Source organism: Ahniella affigens (assembly GCF_003015185.1).
Lineage (GTDB): Bacteria > Pseudomonadota > Gammaproteobacteria > Xanthomonadales > Ahniellaceae > Ahniella > Ahniella affigens.
On the sequence record NZ_CP027860.1, the window covers coordinates 5,109,281 to 5,134,901 of the forward strand.

Below are 25,621 nucleotides of genomic sequence, written 5' to 3' on the forward strand. Positions count from 1 at the left end.
AGCCTGGCGCAAGTGGGTTGTCTTTCGACCGGCTGTCGGATGCGTTAGACTGAGCAGATGTTGTCGCAGATTCGCCATCGATTTGCTGGACTGACGCGGGCCTGGGCGCTGTTGCTCACGCTTGCGCTGTCGTGGCAGCCCATGCTGCCGATGCTCACCGATCTGCATGCCTCGACTCACAGCGCTTCGGGAAATCATGTTGATCATCGTGATCACGTGGATGGGCGGTCCGCGCCGGGCAACCCGGAAGAACGCGATTTTCTGCATCGACTGATGCACGCTGCGATCTGCTGCGTGCATCTGACCGCATTGCCGGCGTCCACAAACTTTGCCTTTCCGAAGCTGTCTGCTTCGCCATTGCCGCGCGCACCCAGCCACCTTTTCGAGAGTGTGCTGCAAGCAAGGCTGCTCCGACCTCCAATTGCCGGCTAAAGCCCGCGGCGGCGATGCCGCGCGTCTAAGACTTTAGCCACTTAAATTGGAGTTCCAATCATGTCACCTGTCCGTGCTGCGATAGCGGCGGCGGTGCTGTGCGCGTATGTTCCCATCGTTGCCAGTACCGAGCCATCCGTTTCACTCGACGAGGCGTATCGCCGAGTCATTACCCAACATCCTGACCTGGAGGCCTACCGACTCGCGGTTGTGGCGCGCTAGGCCGAGGTCGAACAAGCCCAGCAATTGCCCCCTTGGCGGCTGGAGGCCGCCGCGGAGAATTTGCTTGGCACCGGAGATCTCGCAACGTTTGACGGTGCCGAGATCACGATCTCTCTTGCTTCCGTGATCGAGCGCGGCGGCAAGCGTGCGGCCCGGTCTACCCTCGCCGATGCGCACCGGCAGACGGCGGAATTGATGCGCGAAGGCAGGCAGTTGGACATTCTCGCCGAGGTCGCCCGTCGCTATCTGGACGCGGCGGCAGCCCACGCGCTGGCGGCGCTGCTGCGAGAGGATTTAACGCAGCGGGAGCGCTTGCTGCAGGCGGCGCTCCAGCGCCGTCGAGCCGGCATTGAGCAAGAAGCTGCACCACTGTCAGCGGACGCCCAACGCGCGCGTACTGCAGCAGAACTTGAGCAAAGCGTGCGCCGCGCTCAGCACGCCCGACAACGACTTGCGGTCTTGTGGGGCAGCACGGCTGCCGACTTCTCAATTGTTCCCGCTGATTTCGACCAATTGCCTCCGGTTCCGAGTTATCAGCGAGTTGCCGGCCTGCTCGCCGATACCCCTGAGTTGAAATGGTTCGCCCACGAGTCGCGACTGCGTGAGGCCAGGCTCCAACTGGCTCGCACGTCGAGCATCGCTGATATTGACTGGCAGGTCGGTGTTCGCCGCTTGGAGTCGGGGTCGGACTTTGGACTAGTCGGCAGTATTTCGATCCCCTTGGGCAGTGCCGCTCGCGCTGACTCTGGTATTCGTGCTGCCGATGCCGAACTTGCTGCCATTGCGTTCGAGCGAGAGGGCCGGGAGCGCATCCTGCAATCCACCCTGGTCGAGGCGTGGGCGCAGATCGATCTGGCAACGACCCAAGCACAACGGATAGATCGAGAAGTCATTCCGGCGCTGAACCGCGCTGCCGAGGCGGCAGAACGAAGCTATCGGGCTGGAGCAAGCAGCTTGTTGGAGTGGAACCAGATGCAAGTCGAGATTGTGGCTGCGCGCCGCGAGCGTCTTGATGCGGCGTTGACGGCTTATCGGGGGTTGATCGAGTTGCAGCGTTTGACCGGGCAGACCTTTTCCGTTGGAACTCCTCAAGCGGGAGGAGCCACACCATGACGCTGCTCAAGTTCGTTCTACCGCTTATCGTGTTGCTGGCTGTTGCAGCGTGCACCCGGCCTGAGTCTGGTGGACAGTCACCCGGGCACGGTCACGATCGAGACGCTGAAGATCAAGTCGAAAAAGGCAGCCATGGTGGGCGAGTGCTCCGCGATGGCTCGCTCGCTGTGGAGCTTGCCATCTTCGAAGAGGGGGTTCCGCCTGAGTATCGGGCGTGGCTCTATCGCGACGACAAACCGCTACCGGTCAATGCCGGTCAACTAGCAGTGACGCTGACCCGTTTGGGTGGTGTCGCCGAAACGTATCGGTTCACACCACGAGACGATCATTTGGTAGCCGACGGCGTCGTGTCCGAGCCGCATTCGTTCGACGTTGAAGTACGGGCCAACCTTGACGGTCACCGCTCACGCTGGGCATTTGCGAGTTACGAAGGCCGTACCCGCATTGCGGCACCGGTAGCGGCGGAAGCAGGGATTCGGGTCGCGCGCGCTGGACCGGGCGTGATTCGCGACGAGCACGAGCTTCAGGGCTTGTTGATACCGATCGAAGGGCGACACGCGCGGTTGGCCGCTCGATTTCCGGGCCCCATTCGAAGTGTCTCGGTCGGCGTTGGCGATTTGGTTCGGCAAGGCCAGGCGCTCGCGACGATCGAAAGCAACGTCAGTCTTGGAACTTACACGATCACGTCGCCGATCGATGGCGTGGTGATGGCGCGTTCGGCAACCATTGGCGAAATTGCGGGGACAGAACCGTTGCTCGAAATTGCCGACCTTTCGGCATTGTGGGTAGATGTGCATCTGTTTGGCAGTGACGCTGAGCACATCGTTGCTGGGTTGCCGATCACGGTGAACCGACTGAGCGATGGTGAACGCGTCGACACCACTCTGGACCGCGTATTGCCAGCCACAGCGACAGCGAGCCAAAGCACGATCGGTCGTGCCCGCATCGACAACACCGATGGCCGTTGGCGCCCTGGTGCTGCGGTCGGTGCGCGCGTCACGGTCGCCGAGCACTCCGTGCCGCTGGTCGTGCCGCTATCGGCCCTGCAGCGATTTCGCGATTGGGATGTGGTGTTCACCCGTGTTGGCGACGACTATGAGGCGCGGCCACTCGAGCTCGGTCGCCGGGACGGTGTCCATGCCGAAGTCTTGGACGGGCTCAACGCTGGAGACGAGATTGTTGTTGCCCAGAGTTACGTCGTGAAGGCGGATATCGAAAAGGCGGGAGCATCTCATGACCACTGAGGCGCGTCCCTGGCTCGAGCGCTTGATTCGCTTCGCGATCGCGCATCGGTGGTTGATGTTGCTGCTCACCATTGCGCTGTCGGCGCTCGGCATTTGGAGCTTTCAGAAGCTGCCCATCGATGCGACACCAGACATCACCAATGTGCAGGTTCAGGTCAACACAGAGGCCGCCGGCTATTCACCATTGGAATCCGAACAGCGGGTGACGTTTCCGATCGAAACCGCGCTGGCTGGTCTGCCACGATTGCACTACACGCGATCGCTGTCGCGATATGGCCTATCGCAGGTGACCGTGGTGTTCGAAGATGGCACGGACATCTACTTTGCCCGCCAACAGGTAGCCGAACGTCTTCAGCAAGCCCGCGCACAGTTGCCGAGCGGGATCGAACCTGAGCTCGGACCGGTTGCGACGGGCCTCGGCGAAATCTTCATGTATACGGTCGAAGCCAAGCCCGGGGCCGTCCGCGCGGACGGGCAGGCATGGACTGCCACCGACCTTCGCACCTTGCAGGATTGGGTCGTGCGACCGCAATTGCGTGGTGTGCGAGGGGTCACCGAAGTCAACACGATTGGCGGCTTCGCGCGTCAGATCCACATCACGCCGGATCCGGTCAAGCTCGTGGCTTACGGCTTTACACTGCAAGACGTTGTGGCAGCAGTCGCTTCGAACAACCAAAACGTTGGCGCTGGCTATATCGAACGCAACGGGCAGCAGTACTTGGTTCGTGTTCCGGGGCAGGTTGCGTCGATTGCGGCACTTGGCGATATTGTGCTCGATCGTCGCGAGGGCGTGCCCATTCGGGTTCGTGACGTGGCCGACGTTGGCGAGGGGCCAGAACTGCGCACGGGAGCCGCCACGCAGGATGGCCGGGAGGTGGTCCTCGGCACGGTGTTCATGCTGATCGGAGAGAACAGTCGGACGGTCGCGCGGGCTACTGCGGCTCGGCTCGAAGCCATCGCGACATCGTTGCCGCCAGGCGTTGACGTCCATCCCGTCTACGACCGTACGGCATTGGTCGACCGAACCATCGCCACGGTCGAACGGAACTTGGTCGAGGGCGCGCTGTTGGTGATTGCGGTGCTGTTTATGCTGCTTGGCAATTTCCGGGCGGCGTTGATCACTGCAGCGGTGATTCCGGTGGCGATGCTGATGACCATCACAGGGATGGTTCAGAGTGGCGTGTCCGGCAATCTGATGAGTCTCGGCGCACTGGACTTTGGCCTGATTGTCGATGGGGCGGTGATCATCATCGAGAACTGTCTGTGCCGGTTTGCTGATCAGCAACACGCGCTCGGTCGCGTGCTGACTCAAGACGAACGCTTTGAACTGACCGCGCAAGCAACGACCGAGGTGATACGGCCCAGCCTGTTCGGCGTGGCAATCATCACATCGGTGTATTTGCCGGTGTTTGCGTTGACGGGGATCGAAGGCAAGATGTTTCATCCGATGGCCTTCACCGTCGTGCTAGCGCTGACGTCGGCCATGTTGCTGTCGCTGACTTATGTGCCTGCAGCTGTGGCGGCGTTTTTGGGTGGGCGTGTCAGTGAGCAGGACAACCGTCTGCTGCGATGGACGCGGCGCACGTACGAGGTGGCGTTGGATTGGGCGCTTCGACTGCGTTTCCGCGTGTTGGCGGCGGCAGCGTCGTTGGTCTTGCTCAGCGGCGTGTTGGCCAGCCGGATGGGCTCCGAGTTTATTCCGAGCCTGGACGAGGGCGATATCGCATTGCACGCACTGCGCATTCCTGGCACGAGCCTCAGCCAGGCGGTGGCGATGCAGTCGCTGCTGGAATCGCGCATCAAGGCGTTCCCGGAGGTGGCGATGGTCTTCGGGAAACTTGGTACCGCCGAAGTTGCGAACGATCCGATGCCGCCTTCAGTTGCCGATACGTTTGTCATGATGAGGCCGCGCGCGCAGTGGCCGGATCCCAGAAAGTCCAAGGCGGATCTGGTCGCGGAGATCGAGGCAGCTGTCATGCAGCTCCCCGGAAACAACTACGAGTTCACGCAGCCAATTCAGATGCGGATGAATGAGTTGATCTCAGGCGTCCGTGCTGACGTGGCGGTCAAACTATACGGCGACGATCTTGAAACCTTGATGACCGTTGGGGCGCAGTTGGAGGCCGTTACCAGGGCGGTGCCTGGGGCAGCGGATGTCAAGCTCGAACAGACGACCGGCCTGCCGTTGCTGACCATCACGCCTAAGGCAGATGCGTTGATTCGATACGGGCTCAATGCCGCCAGTGTGCAAGACGCCGTGGCGGTTGCGGTGGGCGGGGCGGTCGCGGGTCAGTATTTCGAGGGCGATCGGCGCTTTGATGTGGTGGTGCGCTTGCCGGAATTGCTGCGTAGTGATCCGGTCAGGCTCAGCGACTTTCCGGTGCCTCTGCCATTGGCGGGTCACAATGCCGACGAGACTTCGCAGCCCGCAACGTGGGCCAGCGGCGGACCCGGAGTCGTGCCGCTGCGCGAGTTGGCGGACATAGCGATCGTCGAGGGACCCAACCAGATCAATCGCGAAAATGGCAAACGGCGCGTCGTGGTGACTGCCAATGTGCGGGGTCGTGATCTGGGTGGGTTTGTCGCCGACTTGCGCCAAGCAATCTCGGGCAAGGTGGCGGTGCCGCCGGGGTACTGGGTGGGCTACGGGGGCACGTTCGAACAGCTGATCGCAGCCAGTCAACGCTTGTCGATCGTCGTACCGGGAACGTTGCTGTTGATCTTCGGACTGCTGTTCATGGCATTCGGGTCTGGTCGCGATGCATTGGTGATCTTCAGCGGCGTGCCACTGGCGTTGACCGGCGGTGTGCTTGCGCTCTGGTTGCGTGACCTGCCGCTCTCGATCTCCGCTGGCGTCGGCTTTATCGCGTTATCTGGGGTTGCGGTGCTGAACGGGGTCGTCATGATCTCGTTTGTTCGAAAGCTCCTGGCTGAGGGTATCGGTCTGGATGACGCGATTCGTCAGGGCGCGCTGGGCCGATTGCGTCCGGTTCTGATGACCGCGCTGGTTGCCTCCCTCGGATTCTTGCCGATGGCATTCAATGTCGGCGCGGGTGCCGAAGTGCAGCGCCCGCTTGCGACCGTCGTGATTGGTGGCATCGTCTCGTCGACATTGCTGACCCTGCTGGTCTTGCCGGGCCTGTACCGTATGGTTCATCAGCGGTTGGCAGCGATCTAGCATTGTGACCGACAGGCGTTGCGAAACTCGAATCACGAGCCATCGCCTTGGATGCGGCGGAGCGGCACCTTTAGGGAGGGTCTGAATAAGTCCATCCTGGACTTTCAGACCCGCACCGAGTCCGGCACTCAAGCCTGCCCCGGCGAAGGCCGGGGTCCGGACTCGGTGCCCCAGGATCAAGCACTTGCGTGCTTGATCCTGGGCGGGGCATTGATGCCGGGCACCAGAATCGGCAGCGCCGCGTTGCGTGCCGCTTCATTGCAACTGGCCGCGCTGCCGGTACCCACCGTTACGTTGTCAGCCATCACGGGAGGCTCGGCAACGGCGAACGCGAGCAGCATTGAAAAAAGCGAGCGGACAACAAAGCGCATGCCAAGGCTCCGGAGCGGGGACGGGATGGCAGACGCTGGATCCTGCACCGACTTGACATTACAGACCCGCTTGACGCGAGCCACGCGGCCTACCCGTCGTCTTCGCGGCGATTTGGTTCCGCAAGCGACTGACTACTGCATCGGCTCCGCCGCGCGCATGGTGGTGCAGCCGGCGTTGTTCTGCGCCGCAGGTGTTGGTTGAATCGCAGTGCGCTTCGGCTCGATTTTGCCACCCGGAATAATGATCTGCCTGCCCACGCCAAGGTAGGTGCCGGTCAGAACGTCTTGCCGGAATACCGTTGCGCTGAAAATCTCCTCACCGATCTTGTATCCCCAACCGTCATCGCCACATGGGCTGGCGTCGTTAGGTTCCGGCGTGTGGCGGTTGACGGGCCGGTAGAATGTTCGGATTTGCCGTTGCGCTGCAGGTCGGTCTGCCGTCTCGTTTGACCAATCCGGTTCGTCGTGAAACAGGAAGTCTCTCTTACCCGTATTGTCGATCATCCACACAGCGACCAGGTCGTCGGTGACGACAGTCTCCAGACACAAGGGCGCGCACATTTTTTTGAGGCCCTCCTTGGACGTCTCGGCACGATCTGCAACCAGGTTGGTGGCTGAGGCGGGCATTGCTGCGGATGCAGCCAGCAGCATCATTCCGAATAAAGTGATGACGCGCATGCCTCGGTACCTTGTCGCTTGAAGCGGTGGCCGGTGACCTTCGGGACAGTGGTTCCCGTTCGTAGTCGGTTCACTCGTGTTCCTCAAACTCGGGCTTCACGCCATCGAGCCATGGCCGGACCATGACACCAACAATTTCGACTGTGACTTGTTCCGATTGACGCCGGAACACGGCGTAGGGCGTGTATGTTTCGCAGTCGTCCATCTCCTGATGGCAATCCTCTTTGCAGAAGGCGGCAAACAGTGAGATGGGTTCACCATTCGAGTCCCAAGGAATCCGATGGGTGAATTCGTGTTGCAGCAGTTCTTCGTCGATTTGGCTGGGCAGGTTGATCGTGTCGCGCGAGGGCGGAAAGGTTGTCGGTGTCTCAGGCGTTTTCGGGCCACCAAGCCATGGAAACCAAGCACGCCAGCCAGATCGGGCGGGCGGTGCCTGAACGGGGCCGTTGTAGCGCTCGAGTCGGGCGCGATAGCCCGCCTCGACATTCGGTGTGTCCAATTCGGAGAAGATGAGATCATGATGCACCGCGTCTGTGGCCTCATCGCACCAGAATTGCGCGACAAGCAATGTGGCGGACTGCAATGCAGGATACGCATCAAAAGCGCGCCGAACCGTTGGAACGATGTCGTCGTGAATGATCTGGTCGCGCAGTCTTGCGGCTTCAAGTGGCGTGTATTTTTTTGCAGTCATGAGGACAACAGCTCCACTTGGGCACGACGTTCGATGTCTGACAGTTTGTGCATATAGGCTTCCAGGACCAGCGGAATGCTAGAGCCAGCGCGTTCCTTCGCCCAACCAAGTCCGAAGGTGTTGAGCGTGAGCGGCCGGTGCGAGTCGATGCGCCCTTCATTGTCCGAGACATGGAGTTCGCTGATGCCTGCATACTGCTGCAAGCGCCGCCACGTTTTTTCCGACAGCACGCCAGCACGACGCTGGATGTGAATATGGGAAACGTCCACGGCCAGGCGCAAGCCCATGTCCATGGCGCGCTCGACTTCGTCGCCACAACCTAACCGATAGCCGGGATACATGGTTTCGTAGATCGCGGGTCGCGAGTCATCGCGTATCGCCTCCCACCAAACGGCGAAGGCCGGATCGCGCTCCGTGGGTGGATGCACGGAATCGGAGCTGACGCGACAGCGCCCCGAATCCTCCCAAACGCGTTGCTTCATAGCGCTCCAGGAAAACCCATGGTGCGTGCGGACCTGAATCCCGGCAAGCGCATCAACAAGCGCTGGATCGGGCACATTGCCAGGTGTGAGTTGAATGCCCGTGACACCGAGTGATTTCAGATCACGGCACGCTTGCACGGCCGGTCGCCCTTGCAAACAGCTCAGCGCCAGATACAGCATGCGAGTAGAGAAACGCTCATGGATATGGATAGCGAGAGTATATCGTCAAACAAGAGCGGCACACTTCGGGCGTGATCCCGGCCAAGGCCATGCTTTCTGATGTGCGCGGTCCCCTGCCCTTGCTACCCCGCCCGGTGATTTCCGAATGTTGGCACGGAGCTCTCGGGGCCCTTGGGCTCCCAAGGCTTGTCTTGCGGAAGTTCCTGAGGCTTTGCTACCTCAGGAGGCTCACTTTTTTAGACGATTTCGTGGCGCAGGTTTTCTGAGGTTTGTGGCTTCCTTGGCTTCGGTCTGGCTTACCGACCACAATCCTGCAGGATATTGCTCTGAGACCGCTCAGTGACACAGGTTCCCTCGGCTTGGTGCTCGGTCTACTGGGGGTCCTAGATCCCCCTGACTTATTGGTGTCTCCGATCTAGTGTGCGCCGATCTCCGGTTGCATGCCGCTTCGCGCAGTCCATTCGGTCTCAAGTTGCCGAGCGAGTGCGCTATCCCTACCCGCATCCTTGAAGAATTCTATGGCGTGCGAGGTGACCGCTGAGCGTTCCTTTCGAAGTAGTTCGTGAAACCGCGCCTGCGCCGCTGCGCGTGCCTCCTCAGATGCTGAAGCTTCGCCCTTTCCCCGTAGCGCTACAGCGAGCAGCGCGAGGGCCTCAGGCTCACGACTGATGTGCAGCAAGCTTTGGAGCCGCGTTGCCGCGCGCGCATAATCGCCGCGAGCAACCTCCAACTCGGCTTTGTGTATGCCGGCCGGGACAAAGCTTGGCAACAGGGCGATCGCCTCATCATAGAAATGTTCGCCCCGCTCAGGGTCACCACCTGCGCCGGGCTCAGCCCAAAGGCGCCCACGCGAAAACGCAATCCAGGCATACGGGAACGGATGCGTGGTGCGGAGTCGTGAGCGGGCTTCTTCATAGGCTGCATCGGCCTCCTCCCATCGCTCAAGTGCCGCGTATGCAGTGGCCAACGTGCAGTAGGTGGCGACATCGTGAGTAGATGCCGCACGGTGCTCAAGCTCCGATAGAACCCGCTGGGCACCACCGGTCGCGACCTCCAATGCGGCGCGTAGGAGCCAGAATCGCGCTTCCGTTGCTACGCGCGCAGCCATGCCATCAAGCAGGCGTCTGGCGTCGCGGAACTCGTGTGCGGCGAGTTGTACTCGGACAGCGAGCACAGCGTGTTCATTACCTTGGGCTTTTGGCAGCCACGCCCGCGCTGCGTGCAAGGCCTCGTAGTCACCGAGGTAGCGCGCGCGCTCCAACAGCAGGGCGACGCGGCGCTCGGGCGAATCTGACTGTCGCAGGTCATGGTCCAGGTTCTCCATGGCAATCACGCCGGCAGTGGGAATGAGCGTTTGTGCCCTGGCAAATTCGCTCGCGAGGCCGAGGCCGAGGCTTGAGGCGAGTATCACGCTAAGCGTCATTGATGAAAGCCGAGTCGCCATCACTTAGGGCTTTGCCAGAAATGGGAAGCGAGTCGATGATGGCATCGGCGCGTCTTGACTGACGCCATCGCTGAAATCGGACGTATTGCCATGAATCAGCAGCGATCGGAATGCATCAATGGTGTCGATACTCGGTGTTCTGCCGCCGCAATCATGAAACTTCTGACTGTGCCCCAGTTCGACTGCGAACGCGTGCTCACACCGTCCAAACCGACTGTCGATCCAAAGCCGATCGTCTGCGAGCAACGCTGCCAGTCTGGCATAACGGTCGGCGCCCGTTGACGCGTCGGCGAGCCACTGATTGCCGCAATGTCCGTCGAACGCGTCGTAGCGGGCCAGCCCGCGGGCGATTTCTGCCGTGAAGCCAGGCCATTCTTTCGGTGCTGCACGATTATATTGTTCCTTGAGTTGGTCGACGTCGATCTCAGCATTCAAGAGTCCGAGCAAGGCATTTCCAGTCAAGGTGCGTCCGACTCGGTCTACCTGAACCAACGTGTCAGCTTCGCCATTCGCAGTGGTTGCATGGGTACTCGCCCAAATCGACAACAGTGGCCCACCCTGATTGATCGACTTGACGCTCACTGAGAGGATCAACGCACTGACCGACCAACCGCTCAGGAAGTTCTGTGCCGGACCGCCATCCGTTTGTCGCCAGAGCGCCTTGATCTCGGACGCCGTATCGGCTCCGAATTGCGGACAGCCGGCGTCATCCATGGTGGCGCTCGCGAGTGCCATCGCCGCCACATCGTATGCTTGTCGTGTGCCGCGCACATTGTTGAAGAAGGGGTCATCGCGGAGCCCGGCGAAGACGTGGAACTGCCGATGCTGGCTCCACAGACCTTTGTTGCCAGAGGCGTCACCTGCTGCCACGTCGTTACCCATCGCGCAACGAACGCGCGCTTGTTGGTCAAATCGGCAGTCGATGGTGACCTCGGCTTGACTGCCGTGCAGATCGCGACTGCTGCCGACGTGAAGCGAATAGAGAATGGTGTCGGAGAACCGTTTGCCACTGATATCCATCACCAGGTTCAGCTCACCACGATCAGGAGACATCCATCCGTACAGGTCGGCAATGTCGGCAGCAGGATCCGCCGTCACCGTTGGGCTGTCGAGATGGTCGGAGGCCGATAGGGTGTTGCTGCAACCGGCCAACACGCATGCAAGCACAAGGCTTTGAATCTGGTTCATTGTTGCCATAGCCAGCGAGCCTCCTCGGCGATGATGTCGGGATATTCTTCGGGCCAGAACAGCTTTGCGCCTTCCAGGCGCCGGACGCGCTTCACTGCGCCGACGGTGGCCGCCAGATAGTCAGGGCTTGTCTTCGCAAAGATCGTGTCTGCCATGCCCCACACGATGCTGACCGGCACCTTGTTCTGCTGCAGTCTTGGAGTAATCCCGGCCAAGACATTGACCTCAAGTCCTATCGCATATTGGTGGATCGCGGCACGTTTCTTGGCATCCGCACAGACGGGTGTGAAGTAGCAGTTGATCGCGTCGTCGCTTGGCTGGTCTGGCAAGCTGTAGCACATACCACCGATTCCGTTCGCTGAGCGCGCCAAAGTCTTGTCAGCGAGCCAGGGCGCCAGCCATTCGTTAGCAAATGTTCCTTGCTTGGCAAGTTCAATGACGGGCAGTAGTGCCGCTGGCGGGCTGTCAGTTTCTACGTCGCCATTGGTGAGCAGTAGGCTTCGCACATGACGCGGTTTTTGTGCCAACAACAACTGCGCGATCGCTGCACCGGAGTCGTTCGCGATCAAGTGGAACTGATCGATTTTCAACACGGCTAGCAGATAGTCCAGCATCTCAAGCTGTCCATGCGGACTGAGATCGGCGCCTTCGGCAACTCGGGTGTAGCCGAGCCCCAGAAAGTCTGGGGCAATGCAGCGATGGGTACCGCACAGTCGCGCGATCGCACCCCGCCATTGAAAACTGTTGAGCGGGAAACCGTGAAGGAACAGCACGACCGGCCCGTCTCCGCGATCCAGATAGCTGATCTCGCCCATCGGCGTTGCCTGAACGCGCCGCGCCTGATGGAACTGCTCGAGGTTCAAGGCCAGCCCACTGGGCTCTCGCGGCCGCGATCGCGTCGTGATGCAAGCACTGAGCGGCGTGCAGGCGAGCGCGACTCCGCCTTTGAGTAGACTCCTACGATTCATCGTCTATGGCCTCGGCACTTGTTCACTGAGATCCGGGGCTGGTGGCAACGTGCGCCTCCTTCAGTTTCCGTGCGCAGTCGTCGCAGCACACTTCCACGGTCTTGCCGCCAATTTTGATCTGGAATGCGTTGTCGTCGAGCTCGCAGTCGCAGGCCGCACAAGTCTTGGCTTCGCTCATGTCACTGATCTCCATTCAACCCGCTATTGGGCGAAATCAGTATCCCGGTGCAGGCGGTTGGCCGCTATCAGAATATTTAGGGAGGATCAGAATCAGTCCGTCCTGAGCTTTCCGACCCATGCCCATGTCGCTATTGCCTTGGCCGGATGCTCGCTAAGGAGCCTCTGAACGAGTTCAGAGGCGATGCGGGCCAGGGATGGCCCGCCCAGAATCAAACACGCAAGTGGTTGATTCTGGAGCACTGAGTCCGGACCCCGGCCTTCGCCGGGGCAGGCTATGTGCCGGACTCAGTGCGGGTCTGAAAGTCCAGGATGGACTTATTCAGACCCTCCCTAACGGCGCACGGCAGAATCGCGGAATTCCGATGGCGTGCGACCGTAGAGTTGCACAAACGCAGCACTGAAGTGGCTGTGGCTTGAAAATCCCAGTTCGTTGCTGATCGCGGTCAAGTCGTCGACCGTTGCGATCAAATCCAGAGCCCGCGCAAGCCGCAGCCGCAGGTGGTATCGATACAGTGGGATCCGTTCGACTTGCTGAAACACTTGAGTGAGGTATACCGGCGACACACACATGGCCGCGCCGATCTCAGCTAACGACCAGCGCTTCGATAGGTCGCTGGCCAGCACGAGCTTTGTGCGATCGACCAGATTGCGTCGGCTTCGGGTCGCGTCAACGGCCAAGGAGGTCGCCGGCCCCAATGCGCGATGGACCAGTGTGAGTGAAAGACTCTCGGCTTCCAGGGGCTCGGCGATCTGCTCTTTCAGACTATGGCGCAATAGCGATACGAGCACCTGTGTCCGCGGATCGATGCGCAGTCGCGGAATGCTGAAGTTCATCGAGTCTTGAACGCATAGGTTCCTTGGCACCAGTTCCTGAAGCATCATCGGGGCGATCTGTAGCCAGAGCGTTCCGTCGCCGCCGGCGATCGGATGGCTGAAGCGGGTTGCTTCGTTTGGATTCTGAAACAACACTTGCCCCGCCTCAGCCACGACCGGGTCGTCGCCACAGTGACGCACATACATTCCCCGATACGGGAATAAGAACGCCGGTTCTGGGCTTGTGGGTTCCTGATGCGGCGCGCTGCCGTCACATTGCAAGTCGCAGACAACCACTGTTGCCGTTCGAAGTAGTTCCTCGCAGTGAAAGTGCGGCGCTGCGGACATCTTCTCAGGCCAATCAAGTGGGAGGCGTCGATGATACCCGGGCCGTGCGAGCGACGTGCCGGTTAAGCCCGCGCGAGCGCCAGGAACCGACCCTTGCTCCGATGTCGGCGGGCAGAATATGCGCGTGTTGATCGCCCACGATGCTTGACATCTCGTGCCGTCTCCCGAGAATGACTTGAATGAGATTTGGAAGCATTTCGTACCGAGGCAAGGCACGAGGACGAGACGTAGTGGTGAATGCGGCAACGACGCGCAACGCAGCATTGGCTTGATCGGCGAAAAATCTATTCGAGTCATTTGCCGCACACGACGTTGGCAAGCCCCGGCCACACCGAGCGGGCACACATGATGTTGCTCGGAGACGCTTTAGTCACGCCGACGGCATCCATATCTCGATCGAATGCCTCTCGACTAGTCTGGGGCGTCCACCGATGTTCTTGCTTCCAGTTTTGGTCCTAAGCCACACCACGCTAGCGGAAGCTCAGTGCTTTGATGCGGGCCGGTGGCGCGGTTTTCCTGGCACTTATGGGCGTCCTAGCTCCCCCACGAAAAGAAACGTGACGACCATCGTAGCCGAAACCACCGCTGGTAATCTGGACGCTTAGCAGGGGAGTTGGCGTAGCCATGAACATCATCGCATGGTTTTTCGGGCGGCCTTTTGGCCGCGCGCGGTTAGGGTTGGTTGCCGTAAATAAGTGTGTAACGTTTGTGGCTCGGTTGGTTGCGGTGGCTACCATATCGGCTGCTGCGTCGGTGCATGCGCAAACCGTTCTCTACTCGGAGACTTTTGAAGGCCAGCACGGCTGGACGTTGAACGTTCCGAGCGGGACCAATGGTTCCGACCCCAATTTCTGGCTGGTCAGCGACAACGAAGCGGGCCTGTCACCGCCGGCCTGCGGGACCACCTCCAATGGCAACAAGACGTTGCACGTCACGTCGGTGTTCAACCCGAATGCCGGTGCGGTCTATGACACGGGAGGACTATGCGGCATCCTGTTTTGTCCTCAAACAAATATGCGTGCCGAGTCGCCCGCGTTTACGACGGTTGGGTCGAGTGCTGTGTCGCTCTCGTTCGATTACATTGCCAACGGCGACGCGTTGACTGACAACGCGAGCGTGCTTTACAACATTGGTGCCGGTTGGGTGGTAGTGACACCGAGCCTCAAGAGTCCGCTCTGCGGTACTGGTCATGGACAGTGGGCGCGCTTTGAGGCCTTGCTGCCGGCCGAAGCCGGCAACCAGCCCAACTTGCGGATTGGGATCAATTGGACCAACAACGACGACGGCGTTGGCACCGACCCTTCGGTCGCCATCAACAATGTGCAAGTCATCGACTCTCCCAGCATTTTGTTTGCCGACAGCTTCGAATAGGAGGCGCTTCGTCTGCCAGTCTTGAGTCGACCGCGCAAGATGCGATGTCTGAGAGTGCCCCCATAGAGGACAGGTCTTGCGGGGAGGTGGCTCAGTGGCAAGGTTTCCGGGGATTTATGGGTGTCTCGGCGGCCGGCATCTCGGCGGCCCTCCTCTCGTTTCCCGCAACCTCTTTAGGCTTCCCTTCTCTTTAGGGAGGGTCTGAATAAGTCCATCCTGGACTTTCAGACCCACAATGAGTCCGGCACATGTCCGGACTCATTGCTCCAGAATCAAGCACTTGCGTGCTCGATTCTGGGCGGGCCATCCATGGCCCGCATCGCCTCTGAACTTGTTCAGAGGCTCCTTAGTTCTGCAGACTTCGAATAGGTACAGAGTCGATGCGGGTCTGAAAGTCCTGGGTGGACCTACTCGGAGCTTCCATAGTCGATAACTTGACGATCCTTTGCTTCGTCAGGAAGCATTAAGTCGCGAATGGCGGCATCGCCCTTGTGCCGTTTCGGGGTGACGAACTTCCCTTCGCCCGCCTCAATGAGCAAATTGATGAGACCAAATGCAATGGCAGTCCCCACACCAGCAGCGACTGGCGATGCGCCGGGAACGGTGGTCGTTGCGATATTTGGATTCGTTTGAACTCTCGGTACTTCCCTTCCTGCTTCCCAGACCTGTACGACCTTCCCGTTCAACGTACGTACGGTGCGAGCCTTTGAACTCCGAACATAGAACATCCTGGGGAGTTTGGCTTGATCATCGGGAAGGAATACGCCGCCAGTCATATAAGTTGTGTGCACATACTCGCCTTCCTCTCCCGTCCAAAGGAGTCGAATCTCGACGCTGGATTCACCGCCTACCAAGTACGTGCCATCTTTACTCCGATATCCTTCAACATAAGGGCCCGGCATCAGCACGTGCTGAATTTTCTGTGCGTAGTATTTCGACTTGTAGACATAGGCCTCATGCAGACTGTAGAGGCCCCCAGATTCGATCTTCTGAAGTCGCTTCGGATTGATGTCCCTGCCGAGAGTGGTATGCGAGATGGCGATCAACGCCAGCAGAAGAAGGATGCGCATGGGTAATTTGGTTCTCAGGAATTGGGATAGGTCTGCGGCCTAGGCGCAGCGGGAACTGCCGCCCGAACCCTCGATTCGACAGATGCAACGAGGGATCGCATGATCTGATCCTGACAAGCTTGTGAGGCGTCCACGAGTCCGGAAAGCTGCGGAGGGTCTGAATAAGTCCATCCTGGACTTTCAGACTCACCTTAGACCGTCAACGAAAACAGAGTATAGCGAATCGGAGACATCCGCTTGGTCCGGTTGTCCGACCGTTTGCAACTGCGGTGTCGCTGGGTGTCCGATCCCTCGCCTCGGACGCGTTCAATACACATCGCAATTTTCCCCGGCATCGAGTCACTCCACCAAACCCTCCGCGCCACCTATGTTGGACCCGCCGACGCAACGTGATCCAACCTGCGACACCCGGCAAGCCGTCGCCGTGATGCCCGAGAATCATGGGATCGCTTGCGACCTGCTGAACGGCTCCGAGCAAGACGAGTCGGAGACGCCCGTCTAGTTCGGGTTTCCTGCTGTTCGGATACGCCCGCCGTGCACCAGCTTAAACCCACCCCGGATCAAGTCCGGGGTGACGAGAGGTCAATTGCGGTTCCGCTGCGTGTCCGATCCTCCGGCCCGTCCGAGTCGTATTGCTGCGGGGATTCGTCGTGGATCTTGCGGTTATCCAGAACCCGCGCCTACGACCCAGTGACTCATAGCGGCTCGCACCACTCACCATCTTGAAAGAAGGGCGCCTTGTATTGTCGCCTTGTAATCTCTGTTACGGGAACCCAAGTTTCTGCGGAACCGTCGGTCTTGACGCTTTTTTCAACCACAAGCGCGCACTGCTCTGAGCCAGTGGTTGTCACGACTCGATAAGCCCCCTGATCAGGCGTAAACATGAATGTTTGTCTGCAATAGCGGCGTCCTGTCGAATGGTCGATTGTGAAGGTAAAAGGTTTTCCAGCTGAGACCGTCACCGAGCTTCCGGCAAAGTCCTGACTATAGAAAGAGGCTCTCACAAGGCCCTTGCACGTCACTCCATCCTCGTAAAAGAGCACTGTGATCGGGAGGCCTCTGGCCTCATTCTTGAACTCAACTGTTGCCAGCGGCCCATCGCTGGGGGGCACGTAGAGCCTTTGTTGACCGCAGCCAACCAAAATCAACGCAACGGTTGCCAAAACCACGAATCGCATGAGTTCATCCTCTGGTGTCTGACGTCTGAGCCAAGCGGCCCGCATGGACTAGGCTGCCGCTCGATTCTCGCAAAAAGCAACGCGCACTGCAGCGGGCCGGAGCGAGTCGGAGACACCCACCTAGTTCGGGTTTCCTGCGGTTTGGAGGCCCCTGCCGTGCGCAAGTTCAAACCCACCCCGGATCAAGTCCGGGGTGACGAGAGGTCGATTTCGGTTTCGCTGGGTGTCCGATCCTTCGGCTGGCTGTATTCATGGCGCCTGACACCGTCGCAGGGCCGCCTACTCCGTTGTCGTCATCCCGACGAAAGTCGGGATCCAGAATACTTGCGGCACCGCGGCCAGATTGCCCTGGGTCCCGACTTTCGTCGGGATGACGAATTGGGGGGTGACGCCGCAAATTCCTAGATGTCCGCTTTCCATCCGGTTTGCCGAGAGTCTGAAACCCACCCCGGATCAAGTTCGGGGTGGCGAGAGGTGAATTGCGGCTTCGCTGGGCGTCCGATTCTTCGAAGTCCGGGGTGACGAGAGGTCGATTGCGGTTTCGCTGGGTATCCGATCCTTCGCTCTTAGAGGTCGATTGCGGCTTCGCTGGGTGTCCGATCCTTCGTCCGATCAGCACGAGCTTGGTGCGATCAACCAGTTTGCGTCGGCTTCGGGTCGCCTCAACGGCCAAAGAGGTTGCCGGCCCCAATGCGCGATGGACCAGCGTCAGTGAGAGACTCTCGGCTTCCAAGGGCTCGGCGATCTGCACTTTCAGACTGTGGCGCAATAGCGATACCAGCACCTGTGTCCGCGGATCGATGCGCAGTCGCGGGATGCTGAAGTGCATTGAGTGTTGGACGCGCAAGTTGTTCGGTACCAGTTCCTGAAGCATTTCTGGGGCGATTTGCAGCCAGAGCGTTGCGTCGCCGCCGGCGATCGGATGACTGAAGCGAGTTGCTTCGTTCGGGTTCTGAAACAACACTTGCCCCGCCTCAGCCACGACCGCATCGTCACCACAGTGACGTACATACATCCCCCGATACGGGAACAAGAATGCCGGTTCTTGGCTTGTGGGCTCCTGATGCGGCAGGCCGCCGTCACATTGCAAGTCGCAGACAACCACCGTTGCTGTTCGGAGCAATTCTTCGCAATGAAAGTGCGGCGCAGCGGAGGTCATCGCGGGTTCACAAAGTCGGACGAGGCGATGATAGCCGGGCCTTGCGCGTCAGACGTCAGGTTAGCTCGCGCACTGAGAACAAGCTGTTCGCGCAACGCTCTTCGCATCCAGCAAGCCCCGGCGACTCCGATACGGACGCCGAAGTTTCGGCACTTGCACGCTATAACAGCGCTGTTATAGTTTCCCAATGACGACTCCCGCCTACGCCACGCGTTCCCTCGGCACCAAACTACGCCACCTGTCTGATCTGCTCGATCAAGCCGTTGCCGCGCGCTATCACGACGACGGCATGGCCGATTACCGGCCGCGTTTCACGCCCATCATGCGCTGCCTGCTCGCCGAAGCGCCGCAGTCCATTGCCACGCTTGCCAGCAAAGCCGGACTGACCCATTCGGCGTGCAGTCAGACCGTGGCGCAGATGCGAAAGGCTGGGTTCGTAGCATCTGTACCAGGGAAGGATGCGCGCGAGCAGCTCGTTTCGCTCACACCTCGGGGCCGCAAGTTGCGCGGCAAGCTAGAAGCCCATTGGATCGCGAGTAAGCGCGCTGCCGACGCTTTGGACGCTGAATTGCCCTACCCACTCAGTCGCCTGCTTGACGAGGCAATCGCTGCGCTGGAACGCGAGCCGCACTCTAACCGCCTCGCTCATTACCACCCCAAATCTGCCCCGTGACCAAGCCAATCCTCCAACTTTTAGCCGCGCTAGTCTTCTGCGTAGTCTTCGCATCGCGTCCAAGCTTCGCTGAAAACTTGGGCGCGTCCGAGCGTTCCGCTGCATTGCTGCAGATTATCGATGAGATCAAGCAGCACTATGTGGTTAAGGATCGTGTGGCGGCGATTGTCGACGTGCTGACCTCGCAGCACGCAGCAGGATTCTATGATGTCGAATCACCGGCAGAATTTGCGCGGCGCATCAGTCTAGACCTTGAGCGCGTATCTGCCGACGGGCACCTGTACCTGAAGCAGGATCCGGATCGTTATGCTGCGATGACCGAGCACGATGAAGCAGATCAGGCATTGGCCGCCTTGCTCGAAAAGCAGGCCGTGTTGTCCAACAGTGGCATAGAGCAGTTGGAGATTCTTCCAGGAAACGTCCGCCTGATGCGGCTCAGTCAATTCCGATGGAGCCCGCGTCGCACACCCAGGGACCATGCCGATGCCGCGCGCTTTCTCGTTGAAGGTGACGCGCTGATTGTCGATCTGCGCGACAACAGTGGTGGTTCCAGCGATGCAGCAGACAGCCTGCTCGAACGACTGTTGCCTCCCGACCCTCTGCGCCCTAGGAGCAAGCAGTCGCGTCAGCGCAACCGACGCCTGATCGGTAAACCGATATTCGTGTTGATCAATGCTGGTACGGGCTCGGCGGCCGAAGCGTTTGCGTACCAAGCCCAGGCAGAACGCGTCGCCACGATTGTGGGCATGCCCTCTTATGGTGCGGCGAACAATACGCGCTTTACGCCAATCCCACCGAGTTTTGTGCTGAGCGCGTCGTCGAATATTCCAATCAACCCAATTACTGGGACGAATTGGGAAGGCGTTGGTGTCAAACCGGATCTTTCAGTTTCGTCAGATCTGGCATTGCCAGCCGCGCATGCGAAGGCCATTGCGCTTTTGGCAGCCAAGCCTGGCCTGAGCGCTGCTCAAGCGGCGGCATACCAATGGGCGCTGGCGCCGCCTTCGGCGATCGTTGCAAAGGTCAGTGTCCCCGCCAGCAAACGCCGAAGGTATGCCGGATGCTTCGGCGTTATTGCGCTGCAACTGCGTGATGGCAAGCTCTACTTTTCGAGACACGACCGTCCTAAGCGCCCGCAACAGGTTGAGTTGGTGCCGCTTGATGCCAATGGGCAGTTTCTGGCGCCGGGCTACAAAGATCTTCGCGTCAAGGTTGAAGCCACTGGCATCACCCTAATGCATGGCAGTGCGGATGCTGTTGAGCGATTCGAGCGCGGCACGTGCGATTCCGGAGACAGCGGGGGCGTACACAGCGGGCACGCACTCTGACGAGTTGCGCGTCTGAATACAATTGCCGCGAGTCGGAGATGCCGCGAGTCGGAGACGAGTCGAAGACGAGACGAGTCGGAGACACCCACCCAGTTCAGACGAGTCGGAGACACCCACCCAGTTCGGGTTTCCTGCTGTTCGGGGGCCCACGCCGTGCACCAGTTCAAGCCCACCCCGGATCAAGTTCGGGGTGACGAGAGGTTGATTGCGGTTTCGCTGGGTGTCCGATCCTGCGGCCGGCTGTATTCATGGCGCCTGACACCGTCGCAGGGCCGCCTACTCCGTTGTCGTCATCCCGACGAAACAGACTGTGTGAAAACGCCCCCACGGTGGAATCAATTTGAAGTTAAGTGCATTGCAATCAGTCTGAAACTGCTTCAAGCATTGAGCGTCGCCCGGTCGGCGTCAGCCGCGCCTCGCAGTGACAGACCTTATTGTCGTCATCCTGGCGCAGCCGGGATCCAGGGCAATCTCGCGGTGTGCTCGCAACGATGGCGCACGGCGCGCCAGATCGATCGTCTGAGTCAAGATTGCCCTGGATCCCGGAATCCGCTGCGCGGCTTCCAGGATGACGGCAATAGTGGCAATGGCACTCGAACACATTTGGCTCGGGCAGATTGAGGTGTTTTCACACAGTCTGGAAAGTCGGGATCCAGAGTATTTGCGGCACCGCGGCCAGATTGCCCCAGGTCCCGACTTTCGTCGGGATGACGAATTGGGGGTGGCGCCGCAACCTCCTAGATGTCCGCTTTCCATCCGGTTTGCCGAGAGTCTAAAACCCACCCCGGATCAAGTCCGGGGTGACGAGAGGTGAATTGCGGTTTCGCTGGGTGTCCGATCCTTTGCCTCTCCGATCCTTTGCCTTGGCATTGCGTAGAGACCGCTCAGTGACTAGGGTCTCCTGGGATTTGTGGGTGTCTCAGCGCCCCGGCTCTGTTCCTTCACTGCCCCGATCGTTCGATCTACCAATCGCTGCTTGGGGTATCCGCCCAGTTCAGCATCCGGCGCTGAACGTTCTCGCTGACCTTCAAAGCCCCAAGCGCGCGAAGACTTGCCGATACCGGCGACTGCCTGTGACCGTGGCGCCGTTGTTGAGAAGCAGTACATAGTCGCCATCAAACCCTTGCTGCAGCTCGCGAATGTGGCGCACCTGCACCAGCGCCGAGCGTGACACTTGAACGAAGCGCTCTGGGTCCAGGCGTGCGGTCAGATCAGTCAACGTGCTGCGCATCAGGATCACCTTGTTGGCGACGTGCAGTTCGACATAGTTGCCGGCCGCCTGCACCCATAGTATGTCGGCCACTTCGAGGATCCGCACGCGGTTGTCGGTGCGCACCGCCAAGCGGTCTGCGTAGGCGCGATGGCCGTCCTGTCGCAGTCTTGCCAGGGCGTGCTCGATTCGTCCGGCCAAGTCCTGATCTGGTTGCTTCCGCGCCAGTTGCTCACGGATTCGCATCAGCGTGCGCTCAAACCGTTCTCCGTCAATGGGCTTGAGCACGTAGTCCAAGGCCTGCACGTCGAAGGCTTTGATGGCGTATTGATCGAAGGCAGTGACAAACACGACGGCCGGCAGTTGTTCTGGCTTTAAGGCAGCGACCACCTCGAAGCCGTCGACCTCGGGCATTTTAACATCGAGAAACACGACGTCCGGCTTGAGTTCCAGAATCGACTCAATCGCCGCTGCGCCATCAGCGCACTCGCCAACCACCTCGAAATCATCTTGCGCTGCCAGCCGCGTACGCATGCCACGGCGGGCGATCGGTTCATCGTCGACAATCAGCGCGCGGTAGCTCATGGTTCGGGCTCATTCGGCATGGGCAGGTCGATGCGGGCGACCAAGCCGCCTTCCGCAGCAGGTTGCAGCACCAATCGCTGCCGATCGCCATAGAGCAAGGCCAGGCGCGTTCGGATGTTGCGAAGCCCAATGCCTTCCGATGTCTCATTGGCCAAGCCCAGGCCATTGTCGGAAACGATGAGACGAATGCCGGACTCCGTTTGCGTTGCCGTCACCTCGATGCGACCGGGTGCTCGCCGTGGCGCGATCCCGTGTTCGACGGCGTTCTCCACCAGGGTTTGCAGCACCAGCGGTGGTACCTGCGCCGATAAGGTCTCGAGCTCGGCACTGACTTGGTAGGACAATCGCTCGCCGAGACGAAGCTGCTCGACCGACAGATACGCCTCGACCAGGGCGAGTTCGTCGCGCAGCAGAATTTGGTGCGAGTCGTCAGCCGACAACGTTGATCGCAGGAGCTCACACACTCGCAGCAGCACATGCTCAGCTAGCGCGACATCTTCTTTCATCAGCACGGCCACGGTGTTCAACGCATTGAACAGAAAGTGAGGCTTGATCTGCGCGCGCAGTGCTTGCAGTCGCGCTTCCGCCAACTGTGCCTGCAGTGCCAGTGCTTGCTGTTGGCGTTCGCGTGCCACCTTGGCGGCGCGCACGGCCTGACTCGCGCCGATCATCAGCCAATACACGGGCAGATTGAGCAGAAAAGCAGTGCCCATCAATCGCGAGAACGTCGCCCACCAAGTGGCTTCGACATTCTGCGCGCCCACCCACGGGCCAACCACTGCGAACAGGGCGAGATTCAAGCTCGCCAGGACCACGCTGGCGATGAGATGCACGATCAGGCGCCACCACCACATGGGTCGCTCAATCGGGAAGCGATCAACCAGTCGCAGCGCAATCGGCGTCAAAATGGCCCAGAAGCCAGCCCAACTCAGCCACACCGCGAGCGAACGCGTCCATGCGATTGGCTCGTTGCGAATCGAATAGGACAACCAAGCCTGAGCCGCGAGCAGCAGCCCGAGCAAGGCCCAGGCTCCTGCGATCCGAGCGATCCACGCGCGATGGGTGCCGCCTAGGCCGAGCAGTCTCATCTGCTGATCCTATCGCTGCGCTGCTTCTTTCGGCGAGGGCGTTGTTAGCGCGGCTGGCAGCAAGCCCAATTGCCGCATCAGGCCGAGGTTGTCGCCAGAAGTCCACTCTTCGGCAATCGCGCCATCCTGAATCCGAAACACCGCCGTACCGCTGATCTGCACGCGCTTGCCCGTTGCCGGAATGCCCATGGCTGCACCGGTGTTGGTGCCGGTGGCGGTCCAGCGCGCCGAGACCAAGTCGCCTTCGGCCAGGATCAGATCGACGCGCGCTTCAAGATCTGGAAACGCCGTACGAAATCCCTTGGCTTCGGCCAGGCCCGCCGCGTGATCAAACGTTCTGTTGCCGCCGTGGCCGATGAAATCAGACGTGTACGGCACCTTGAATTCGCCGCGACTCAAACCCTGCTCATACACCTGCCGCACCAGGGCTTTGTTTTGTTCCAGAATGTGATCGCTGGCGCTGCCCGGACAAGGCATGCCCCCGATACCCAGAATGGCCAGACAAGTCGCCAGCATGCGTTTCAAGGTGTGACTCCATCGCGATTGAGTTTTCATAGTAGCTGTTCCTGTTGGTTTGGCCGTCGAAGGTGGCCGCGCCCGAACAACACTATGGAGCCCATCCTGCCCCGACAACGGCTTTGGGATCAGTAGCGGCAGTACCGTGACGACTGGCGGCTGATTCGGCGAAACGACACCGCGGTTACGCGTGTGCCTCTCGCGTTGCAAACTTGCTTTTAGCGAACAGTAGCAACGTTGGACGCCGGTTTCGTCGCCCACCTGCAGCAGGCAAGGCCGGAACACAACACGCGATCGATCCTCCGCAGGCGCAGGAATCAGTCTTCCAACCGGCGCTTCCAAACCAACGGCACCTCGGCGAAACCGCTAAAGGTGCATGCACAGTAGCCGTTGGTCAGCGAAATGCATCCGTCATCGGTGAGTTCGTAGCGAAGCTGACCGCGAGACACCGAGGATAGCTGCTCTGGATAGCGCGCGACCAATGCTTCCATTGCTGCCAGAATGTTTCCTTCGCATTCTGCTTTCGCAGTGATTTCCGTGTGGTCAACAAAAGCTAAGTTGCAATCGATTTTTATGGCTGCCCCCCAATTCTTCAGGTCGTTCAGCGAAAGCTCGGGCAGCGTCTCCAGCCAACATACGCCCGTTGCAGCGAGGCATTCGTCACGCCGCTCTCGAAGCCATTCCTGATTCGCCAGTTCGAGCTCCCGCTCGATTTCTGCATCGCTTTTACGGATCGCGCATGCCGTCAGACAACCCAATATCAGCAGGAAGATTGCTCTCATGTTTGCGGCGAATGTGCGGTCGGTCACGGTTCGAGGATACACCGTTTTAGGCGCGTTTCCTTGGCCTCGGTCGGTGAGTGAATCGGCGCAGAGTGAATCGGAGACACCCACCTAGTTCGGGTCTTCAGCTGTTCGGGGTCTCCAGCTGTTCGCCTGCGTCAACTCACCCCGGATCGAGTCCGGTGTTTCGAGAGGTCAATTGCAGTATCGCTGGGTGTCCGATCGTTCGGCGGCACGAAGATGCCCGAATGACGTGAGTCTTTTGGAACCTATGGCTGTCACAGCTGTCTCATTGGCCGCCGTAGGATTCAGACCGCTAGATCTGAGTTTCTTGCCATCAAACGGAGCGTCATCATGCGGGTTGTCACTTCTGTTCTGCTGGCTCTGTGTCTCCTGATTGCGGCGTGGCTTTTGATGGTCACTAGGATGGGGTTCGTGTTTAAGCCGCTTGGCTATGAGGTCGTTTTCCTGATCGCTTGTTTTCAAGCCATGGTAACTCTCTGGATGCTGTTTGCGGTCATGGTCCGGAGTGTCTCGCGATTGGCCATTCGAGGGCTGGGTTTGAGCGCGTTTACACTCGGCTTCCTGACCTTGCAGGTATCGAGCGGCAATATCTGTCCGAAATCGGAGCGATTCTGTTTGCCGCTTGACGATGCCTTCATGCAAGGCGCCATGCAAGTTCGACAGGACTGGCTCTGGGAGTAGTTCGAATTCGAGACATATCGGGCGGCGGGTCGGGTCGGCTTTTTCTCACCGGCCGCACTTGGGCATTGGGCGATTTCTGATCATTCACTCAGAGAATGCTCAGATCGTGCCACTTCATGCGAGACTCGGCGCTATGAGAAAGCTCAGTGGCTCGGGTTGTGTTTGATTTGTGGGTGTCGCGGCCTCTGTCTTGCGCAATACAGGAAGGAATGAAGACGTGTTCGGAGACACAGCCATCAGCAAGAAGATCGGAGCGCTTGTTTGCTTGCTTATGCCTTTCTCAATGATGGGGTGCTCTCCAGTGAAGCTGTACTCACCGGACGGCGTTACATGTGATCGAGCGAGTATCGCGACCTACACATGTCGGTCTGATGCTGATCAACGCAACGGCTTTTCGGCTGAGTTTAAGAGAGTGCGCGGCCAC

At 59.7% G+C, this 25,621-nt stretch carries 24 protein-coding genes; 9 read left to right on the plus strand and 15 right to left on the minus strand.

Annotated elements, in window-relative coordinates; genetic code table 11:
• Positions 1-57 precede the first annotated feature (57 nt).
• The 5 genes from C7S18_RS19745 to C7S18_RS19760 are packed head-to-tail and all read left to right on the plus strand — an operon-like array spanning position 58 to position 6,189.
• The gene (locus C7S18_RS19745; RefSeq protein WP_106893178.1) at positions 58-432 is read left to right on the plus strand and encodes a hypothetical protein; all 375 of its coding nucleotides are present in this window, start codon (positions 58-60) and stop codon (positions 430-432) included.
• 60 nt (positions 433-492) lie between these two features.
• Positions 493-654 carry a hypothetical protein gene (locus C7S18_RS24585; RefSeq protein ID WP_170113373.1) on the plus strand — a complete coding sequence of 54 codons (162 nt, stop codon included), beginning with the start codon at positions 493-495 and terminating at the stop codon, positions 652-654.
• Between the two features lie 60 nt (positions 655-714).
• Complete coding sequence (locus C7S18_RS19750; protein ID WP_170113374.1) at positions 715-1,767, plus strand: TolC family protein; 1,053 nt, start codon at positions 715-717, stop codon at positions 1,765-1,767.
• Between the two features lie 2 nt (positions 1,768-1,769).
• Positions 1,770-3,011, plus strand: coding sequence for an efflux RND transporter periplasmic adaptor subunit (locus C7S18_RS19755; RefSeq protein WP_206208054.1), 1,242 nt, complete (start codon positions 1,770-1,772; stop codon positions 3,009-3,011).
• Positions 3,001-6,189: an efflux RND transporter permease subunit gene (locus C7S18_RS19760; RefSeq protein WP_106893181.1), complete on the plus strand. Its 3,189-nt coding sequence runs from the start codon at positions 3,001-3,003 to the stop codon at positions 6,187-6,189. The genes C7S18_RS19755 and C7S18_RS19760 overlap by 11 nt, the downstream gene beginning before the upstream one ends.
• 176 nt (positions 6,190-6,365) lie before the next feature.
• Here C7S18_RS19760 and C7S18_RS19765 read toward each other — a convergent pair whose 3' ends face one another.
• The 9 genes from C7S18_RS19765 to C7S18_RS19800 form a co-directional block, all read right to left on the minus strand.
• Entirely contained in the window at positions 6,366-6,560 is a 195-nt protein-coding gene (locus tag C7S18_RS19765) for a hypothetical protein (protein ID WP_106893182.1), read from the minus strand.
• A gap of 132 nt (positions 6,561-6,692) precedes the next feature.
• Positions 6,693-7,238, minus strand: a complete 546-nt coding sequence (locus C7S18_RS19770) for a hypothetical protein (protein ID WP_106893183.1) — start codon at positions 7,236-7,238, stop codon at positions 6,693-6,695.
• 70 nt (positions 7,239-7,308) lie between these two features.
• The gene (locus tag C7S18_RS19775; RefSeq protein WP_106893184.1) at positions 7,309-7,929 is read right to left on the minus strand and encodes a hypothetical protein; all 621 of its coding nucleotides are present in this window, start codon (positions 7,927-7,929) and stop codon (positions 7,309-7,311) included.
• The gene (locus C7S18_RS19780) at positions 7,926-8,591 is read right to left on the minus strand and encodes a hypothetical protein (RefSeq protein WP_106893185.1); all 666 of its coding nucleotides are present in this window, start codon (positions 8,589-8,591) and stop codon (positions 7,926-7,928) included. Before C7S18_RS19780 ends, C7S18_RS19775 begins: the two co-directional genes overlap by 4 nt.
• A 415-nt stretch (positions 8,592-9,006) precedes the next feature.
• Positions 9,007-10,014 (minus strand): hypothetical protein, encoded by a 1,008-nt coding sequence (locus C7S18_RS19785; protein ID WP_106893186.1) that lies wholly within the window; start codon positions 10,012-10,014, stop codon positions 9,007-9,009.
• Positions 10,015-10,038: 24 nt separating this feature from the next.
• Positions 10,039-11,223 carry a DUF4331 family protein gene (locus C7S18_RS19790; protein WP_170113375.1) on the minus strand — a complete coding sequence of 395 codons (1,185 nt, stop codon included), beginning with the start codon at positions 11,221-11,223 and terminating at the stop codon, positions 10,039-10,041.
• The gene (locus tag C7S18_RS19795; RefSeq protein ID WP_106893188.1) at positions 11,220-12,191 is read right to left on the minus strand and encodes an alpha/beta fold hydrolase; all 972 of its coding nucleotides are present in this window, start codon (positions 12,189-12,191) and stop codon (positions 11,220-11,222) included. Before C7S18_RS19795 ends, C7S18_RS19790 begins: the two co-directional genes overlap by 4 nt.
• Before the next feature lie 22 nt (positions 12,192-12,213).
• Positions 12,214-12,369, minus strand: a complete 156-nt coding sequence (locus C7S18_RS24590; RefSeq protein WP_170113376.1) for a hypothetical protein — start codon at positions 12,367-12,369, stop codon at positions 12,214-12,216.
• Positions 12,370-12,701: 332 nt separating this feature from the next.
• A complete protein-coding gene (locus tag C7S18_RS19800; RefSeq protein ID WP_240623936.1) occupies positions 12,702-13,391 on the minus strand; it encodes a helix-turn-helix transcriptional regulator in 690 nt (229 codons plus the stop codon).
• Between the two features lie 765 nt (positions 13,392-14,156).
• On the opposite strand from C7S18_RS19800, the gene C7S18_RS19805 reads away from it, so the two are divergent.
• On the plus strand, positions 14,157-14,903 hold the full coding sequence (locus C7S18_RS19805) for a hypothetical protein (RefSeq protein WP_106893190.1): 747 nt from the start codon (positions 14,157-14,159) through the stop codon (positions 14,901-14,903).
• A gap of 407 nt (positions 14,904-15,310) precedes the next feature.
• On the opposite strand, the gene C7S18_RS19810 is transcribed toward C7S18_RS19805, so the two are convergent.
• Positions 15,311-15,973: a hypothetical protein gene (locus tag C7S18_RS19810; protein WP_106893191.1), complete on the minus strand. Its 663-nt coding sequence runs from the start codon at positions 15,971-15,973 to the stop codon at positions 15,311-15,313.
• A gap of 695 nt (positions 15,974-16,668) precedes the next feature.
• On the minus strand, positions 16,669-17,151 hold the full coding sequence (locus tag C7S18_RS19815) for a hypothetical protein (RefSeq protein WP_146152022.1): 483 nt from the start codon (positions 17,149-17,151) through the stop codon (positions 16,669-16,671).
• A 1,346-nt stretch (positions 17,152-18,497) separates the two neighbouring features.
• Between C7S18_RS19815 and C7S18_RS19825 the strand changes: the two genes are divergently transcribed.
• Both C7S18_RS19825 and C7S18_RS19830 read left to right on the plus strand, forming a co-directional pair.
• A complete protein-coding gene (locus tag C7S18_RS19825; protein ID WP_106893194.1) occupies positions 18,498-18,983 on the plus strand; it encodes a MarR family winged helix-turn-helix transcriptional regulator in 486 nt (161 codons plus the stop codon).
• A gap of 104 nt (positions 18,984-19,087) precedes the next feature.
• The gene (locus C7S18_RS19830) at positions 19,088-20,311 is read left to right on the plus strand and encodes a S41 family peptidase (RefSeq protein WP_146152023.1); all 1,224 of its coding nucleotides are present in this window, start codon (positions 19,088-19,090) and stop codon (positions 20,309-20,311) included.
• Positions 20,312-21,338: 1,027 nt separating this feature from the next.
• On the opposite strand, the gene C7S18_RS19835 is transcribed toward C7S18_RS19830, so the two are convergent.
• The 4 genes from C7S18_RS19835 to C7S18_RS19850 all read right to left on the minus strand — a co-directional run bounded on the left by C7S18_RS19835 (position 21,339) and on the right by C7S18_RS19850 (position 24,519).
• Positions 21,339-22,106, minus strand: a complete 768-nt coding sequence (locus tag C7S18_RS19835; RefSeq protein ID WP_106893196.1) for a LytR/AlgR family response regulator transcription factor — start codon at positions 22,104-22,106, stop codon at positions 21,339-21,341.
• The gene (locus C7S18_RS19840; protein ID WP_106893197.1) at positions 22,103-23,194 is read right to left on the minus strand and encodes a sensor histidine kinase; all 1,092 of its coding nucleotides are present in this window, start codon (positions 23,192-23,194) and stop codon (positions 22,103-22,105) included. Before C7S18_RS19840 ends, C7S18_RS19835 begins: the two co-directional genes overlap by 4 nt.
• A gap of 9 nt (positions 23,195-23,203) precedes the next feature.
• The gene (locus C7S18_RS19845; protein WP_240624060.1) at positions 23,204-23,710 is read right to left on the minus strand and encodes an ester cyclase; all 507 of its coding nucleotides are present in this window, start codon (positions 23,708-23,710) and stop codon (positions 23,204-23,206) included.
• Positions 23,711-24,027: 317 nt separating this feature from the next.
• A complete protein-coding gene (locus C7S18_RS19850) occupies positions 24,028-24,519 on the minus strand; it encodes a hypothetical protein (protein WP_146152024.1) in 492 nt (163 codons plus the stop codon).
• Positions 24,520-24,927: 408 nt separating this feature from the next.
• Here C7S18_RS19850 and C7S18_RS19855 point away from each other — a divergent pair, with 408 nt between their 5' ends.
• Positions 24,928-25,197 (plus strand): hypothetical protein, encoded by a 270-nt coding sequence (locus C7S18_RS19855; protein ID WP_146152025.1) that lies wholly within the window; start codon positions 24,928-24,930, stop codon positions 25,195-25,197.
• The last annotated feature ends 424 nt before the right edge of the window (positions 25,198-25,621 follow it).

Coding starts and splice junctions, on each gene's coding strand:
- C7S18_RS19745 (WP_106893178.1), top strand. CDS start 58: ATGTTGTCGCAGATTCGCCATCGATTTGCTGGACTGACGCGGGCCTGG.
- C7S18_RS24585 (WP_170113373.1), top strand. CDS start 493: ATGTCACCTGTCCGTGCTGCGATAGCGGCGGCGGTGCTGTGCGCGTAT.
- C7S18_RS19760 (WP_106893181.1), top strand. CDS start 3,001: ATGACCACTGAGGCGCGTCCCTGGCTCGAGCGCTTGATTCGCTTCGCG.
- C7S18_RS19765 (WP_106893182.1), bottom strand. CDS start 6,560: ATGCGCTTTGTTGTCCGCTCGCTTTTTTCAATGCTGCTCGCGTTCGCC.
- C7S18_RS19770 (WP_106893183.1), bottom strand. CDS start 7,238: ATGCGCGTCATCACTTTATTCGGAATGATGCTGCTGGCTGCATCCGCA.
- C7S18_RS19775 (WP_106893184.1), bottom strand. CDS start 7,929: ATGACTGCAAAAAAATACACGCCACTTGAAGCCGCAAGACTGCGCGAC.
- C7S18_RS19780 (WP_106893185.1), bottom strand. CDS start 8,591: ATGCTGTATCTGGCGCTGAGCTGTTTGCAAGGGCGACCGGCCGTGCAA.
- C7S18_RS19785 (WP_106893186.1), bottom strand. CDS start 10,014: ATGACGCTTAGCGTGATACTCGCCTCAAGCCTCGGCCTCGGCCTCGCG.
- C7S18_RS19790 (WP_170113375.1), bottom strand. CDS start 11,223: ATGAACCAGATTCAAAGCCTTGTGCTTGCATGCGTGTTGGCCGGTTGC.
- C7S18_RS19795 (WP_106893188.1), bottom strand. CDS start 12,191: ATGAATCGTAGGAGTCTACTCAAAGGCGGAGTCGCGCTCGCCTGCACG.
- C7S18_RS24590 (WP_170113376.1), bottom strand. CDS start 12,369: ATGAGCGAAGCCAAGACTTGTGCGGCCTGCGACTGCGAGCTCGACGAC.
- C7S18_RS19800 (WP_240623936.1), bottom strand. CDS start 13,391: ATGTATGTGCGTCACTGTGGCGACGACCCGGTCGTGGCTGAGGCGGGG.
- C7S18_RS19805 (WP_106893190.1), top strand. CDS start 14,157: ATGAACATCATCGCATGGTTTTTCGGGCGGCCTTTTGGCCGCGCGCGG.
- C7S18_RS19810 (WP_106893191.1), bottom strand. CDS start 15,973: ATGCGCATCCTTCTTCTGCTGGCGTTGATCGCCATCTCGCATACCACT.
- C7S18_RS19815 (WP_146152022.1), bottom strand. CDS start 17,151: ATGCGATTCGTGGTTTTGGCAACCGTTGCGTTGATTTTGGTTGGCTGC.
- C7S18_RS19825 (WP_106893194.1), top strand. CDS start 18,498: ATGACGACTCCCGCCTACGCCACGCGTTCCCTCGGCACCAAACTACGC.
- C7S18_RS19835 (WP_106893196.1), bottom strand. CDS start 22,106: ATGAGCTACCGCGCGCTGATTGTCGACGATGAACCGATCGCCCGCCGT.
- C7S18_RS19840 (WP_106893197.1), bottom strand. CDS start 23,194: ATGAGACTGCTCGGCCTAGGCGGCACCCATCGCGCGTGGATCGCTCGG.
- C7S18_RS19845 (WP_240624060.1), bottom strand. CDS start 23,710: ATGCTGGCGACTTGTCTGGCCATTCTGGGTATCGGGGGCATGCCTTGT.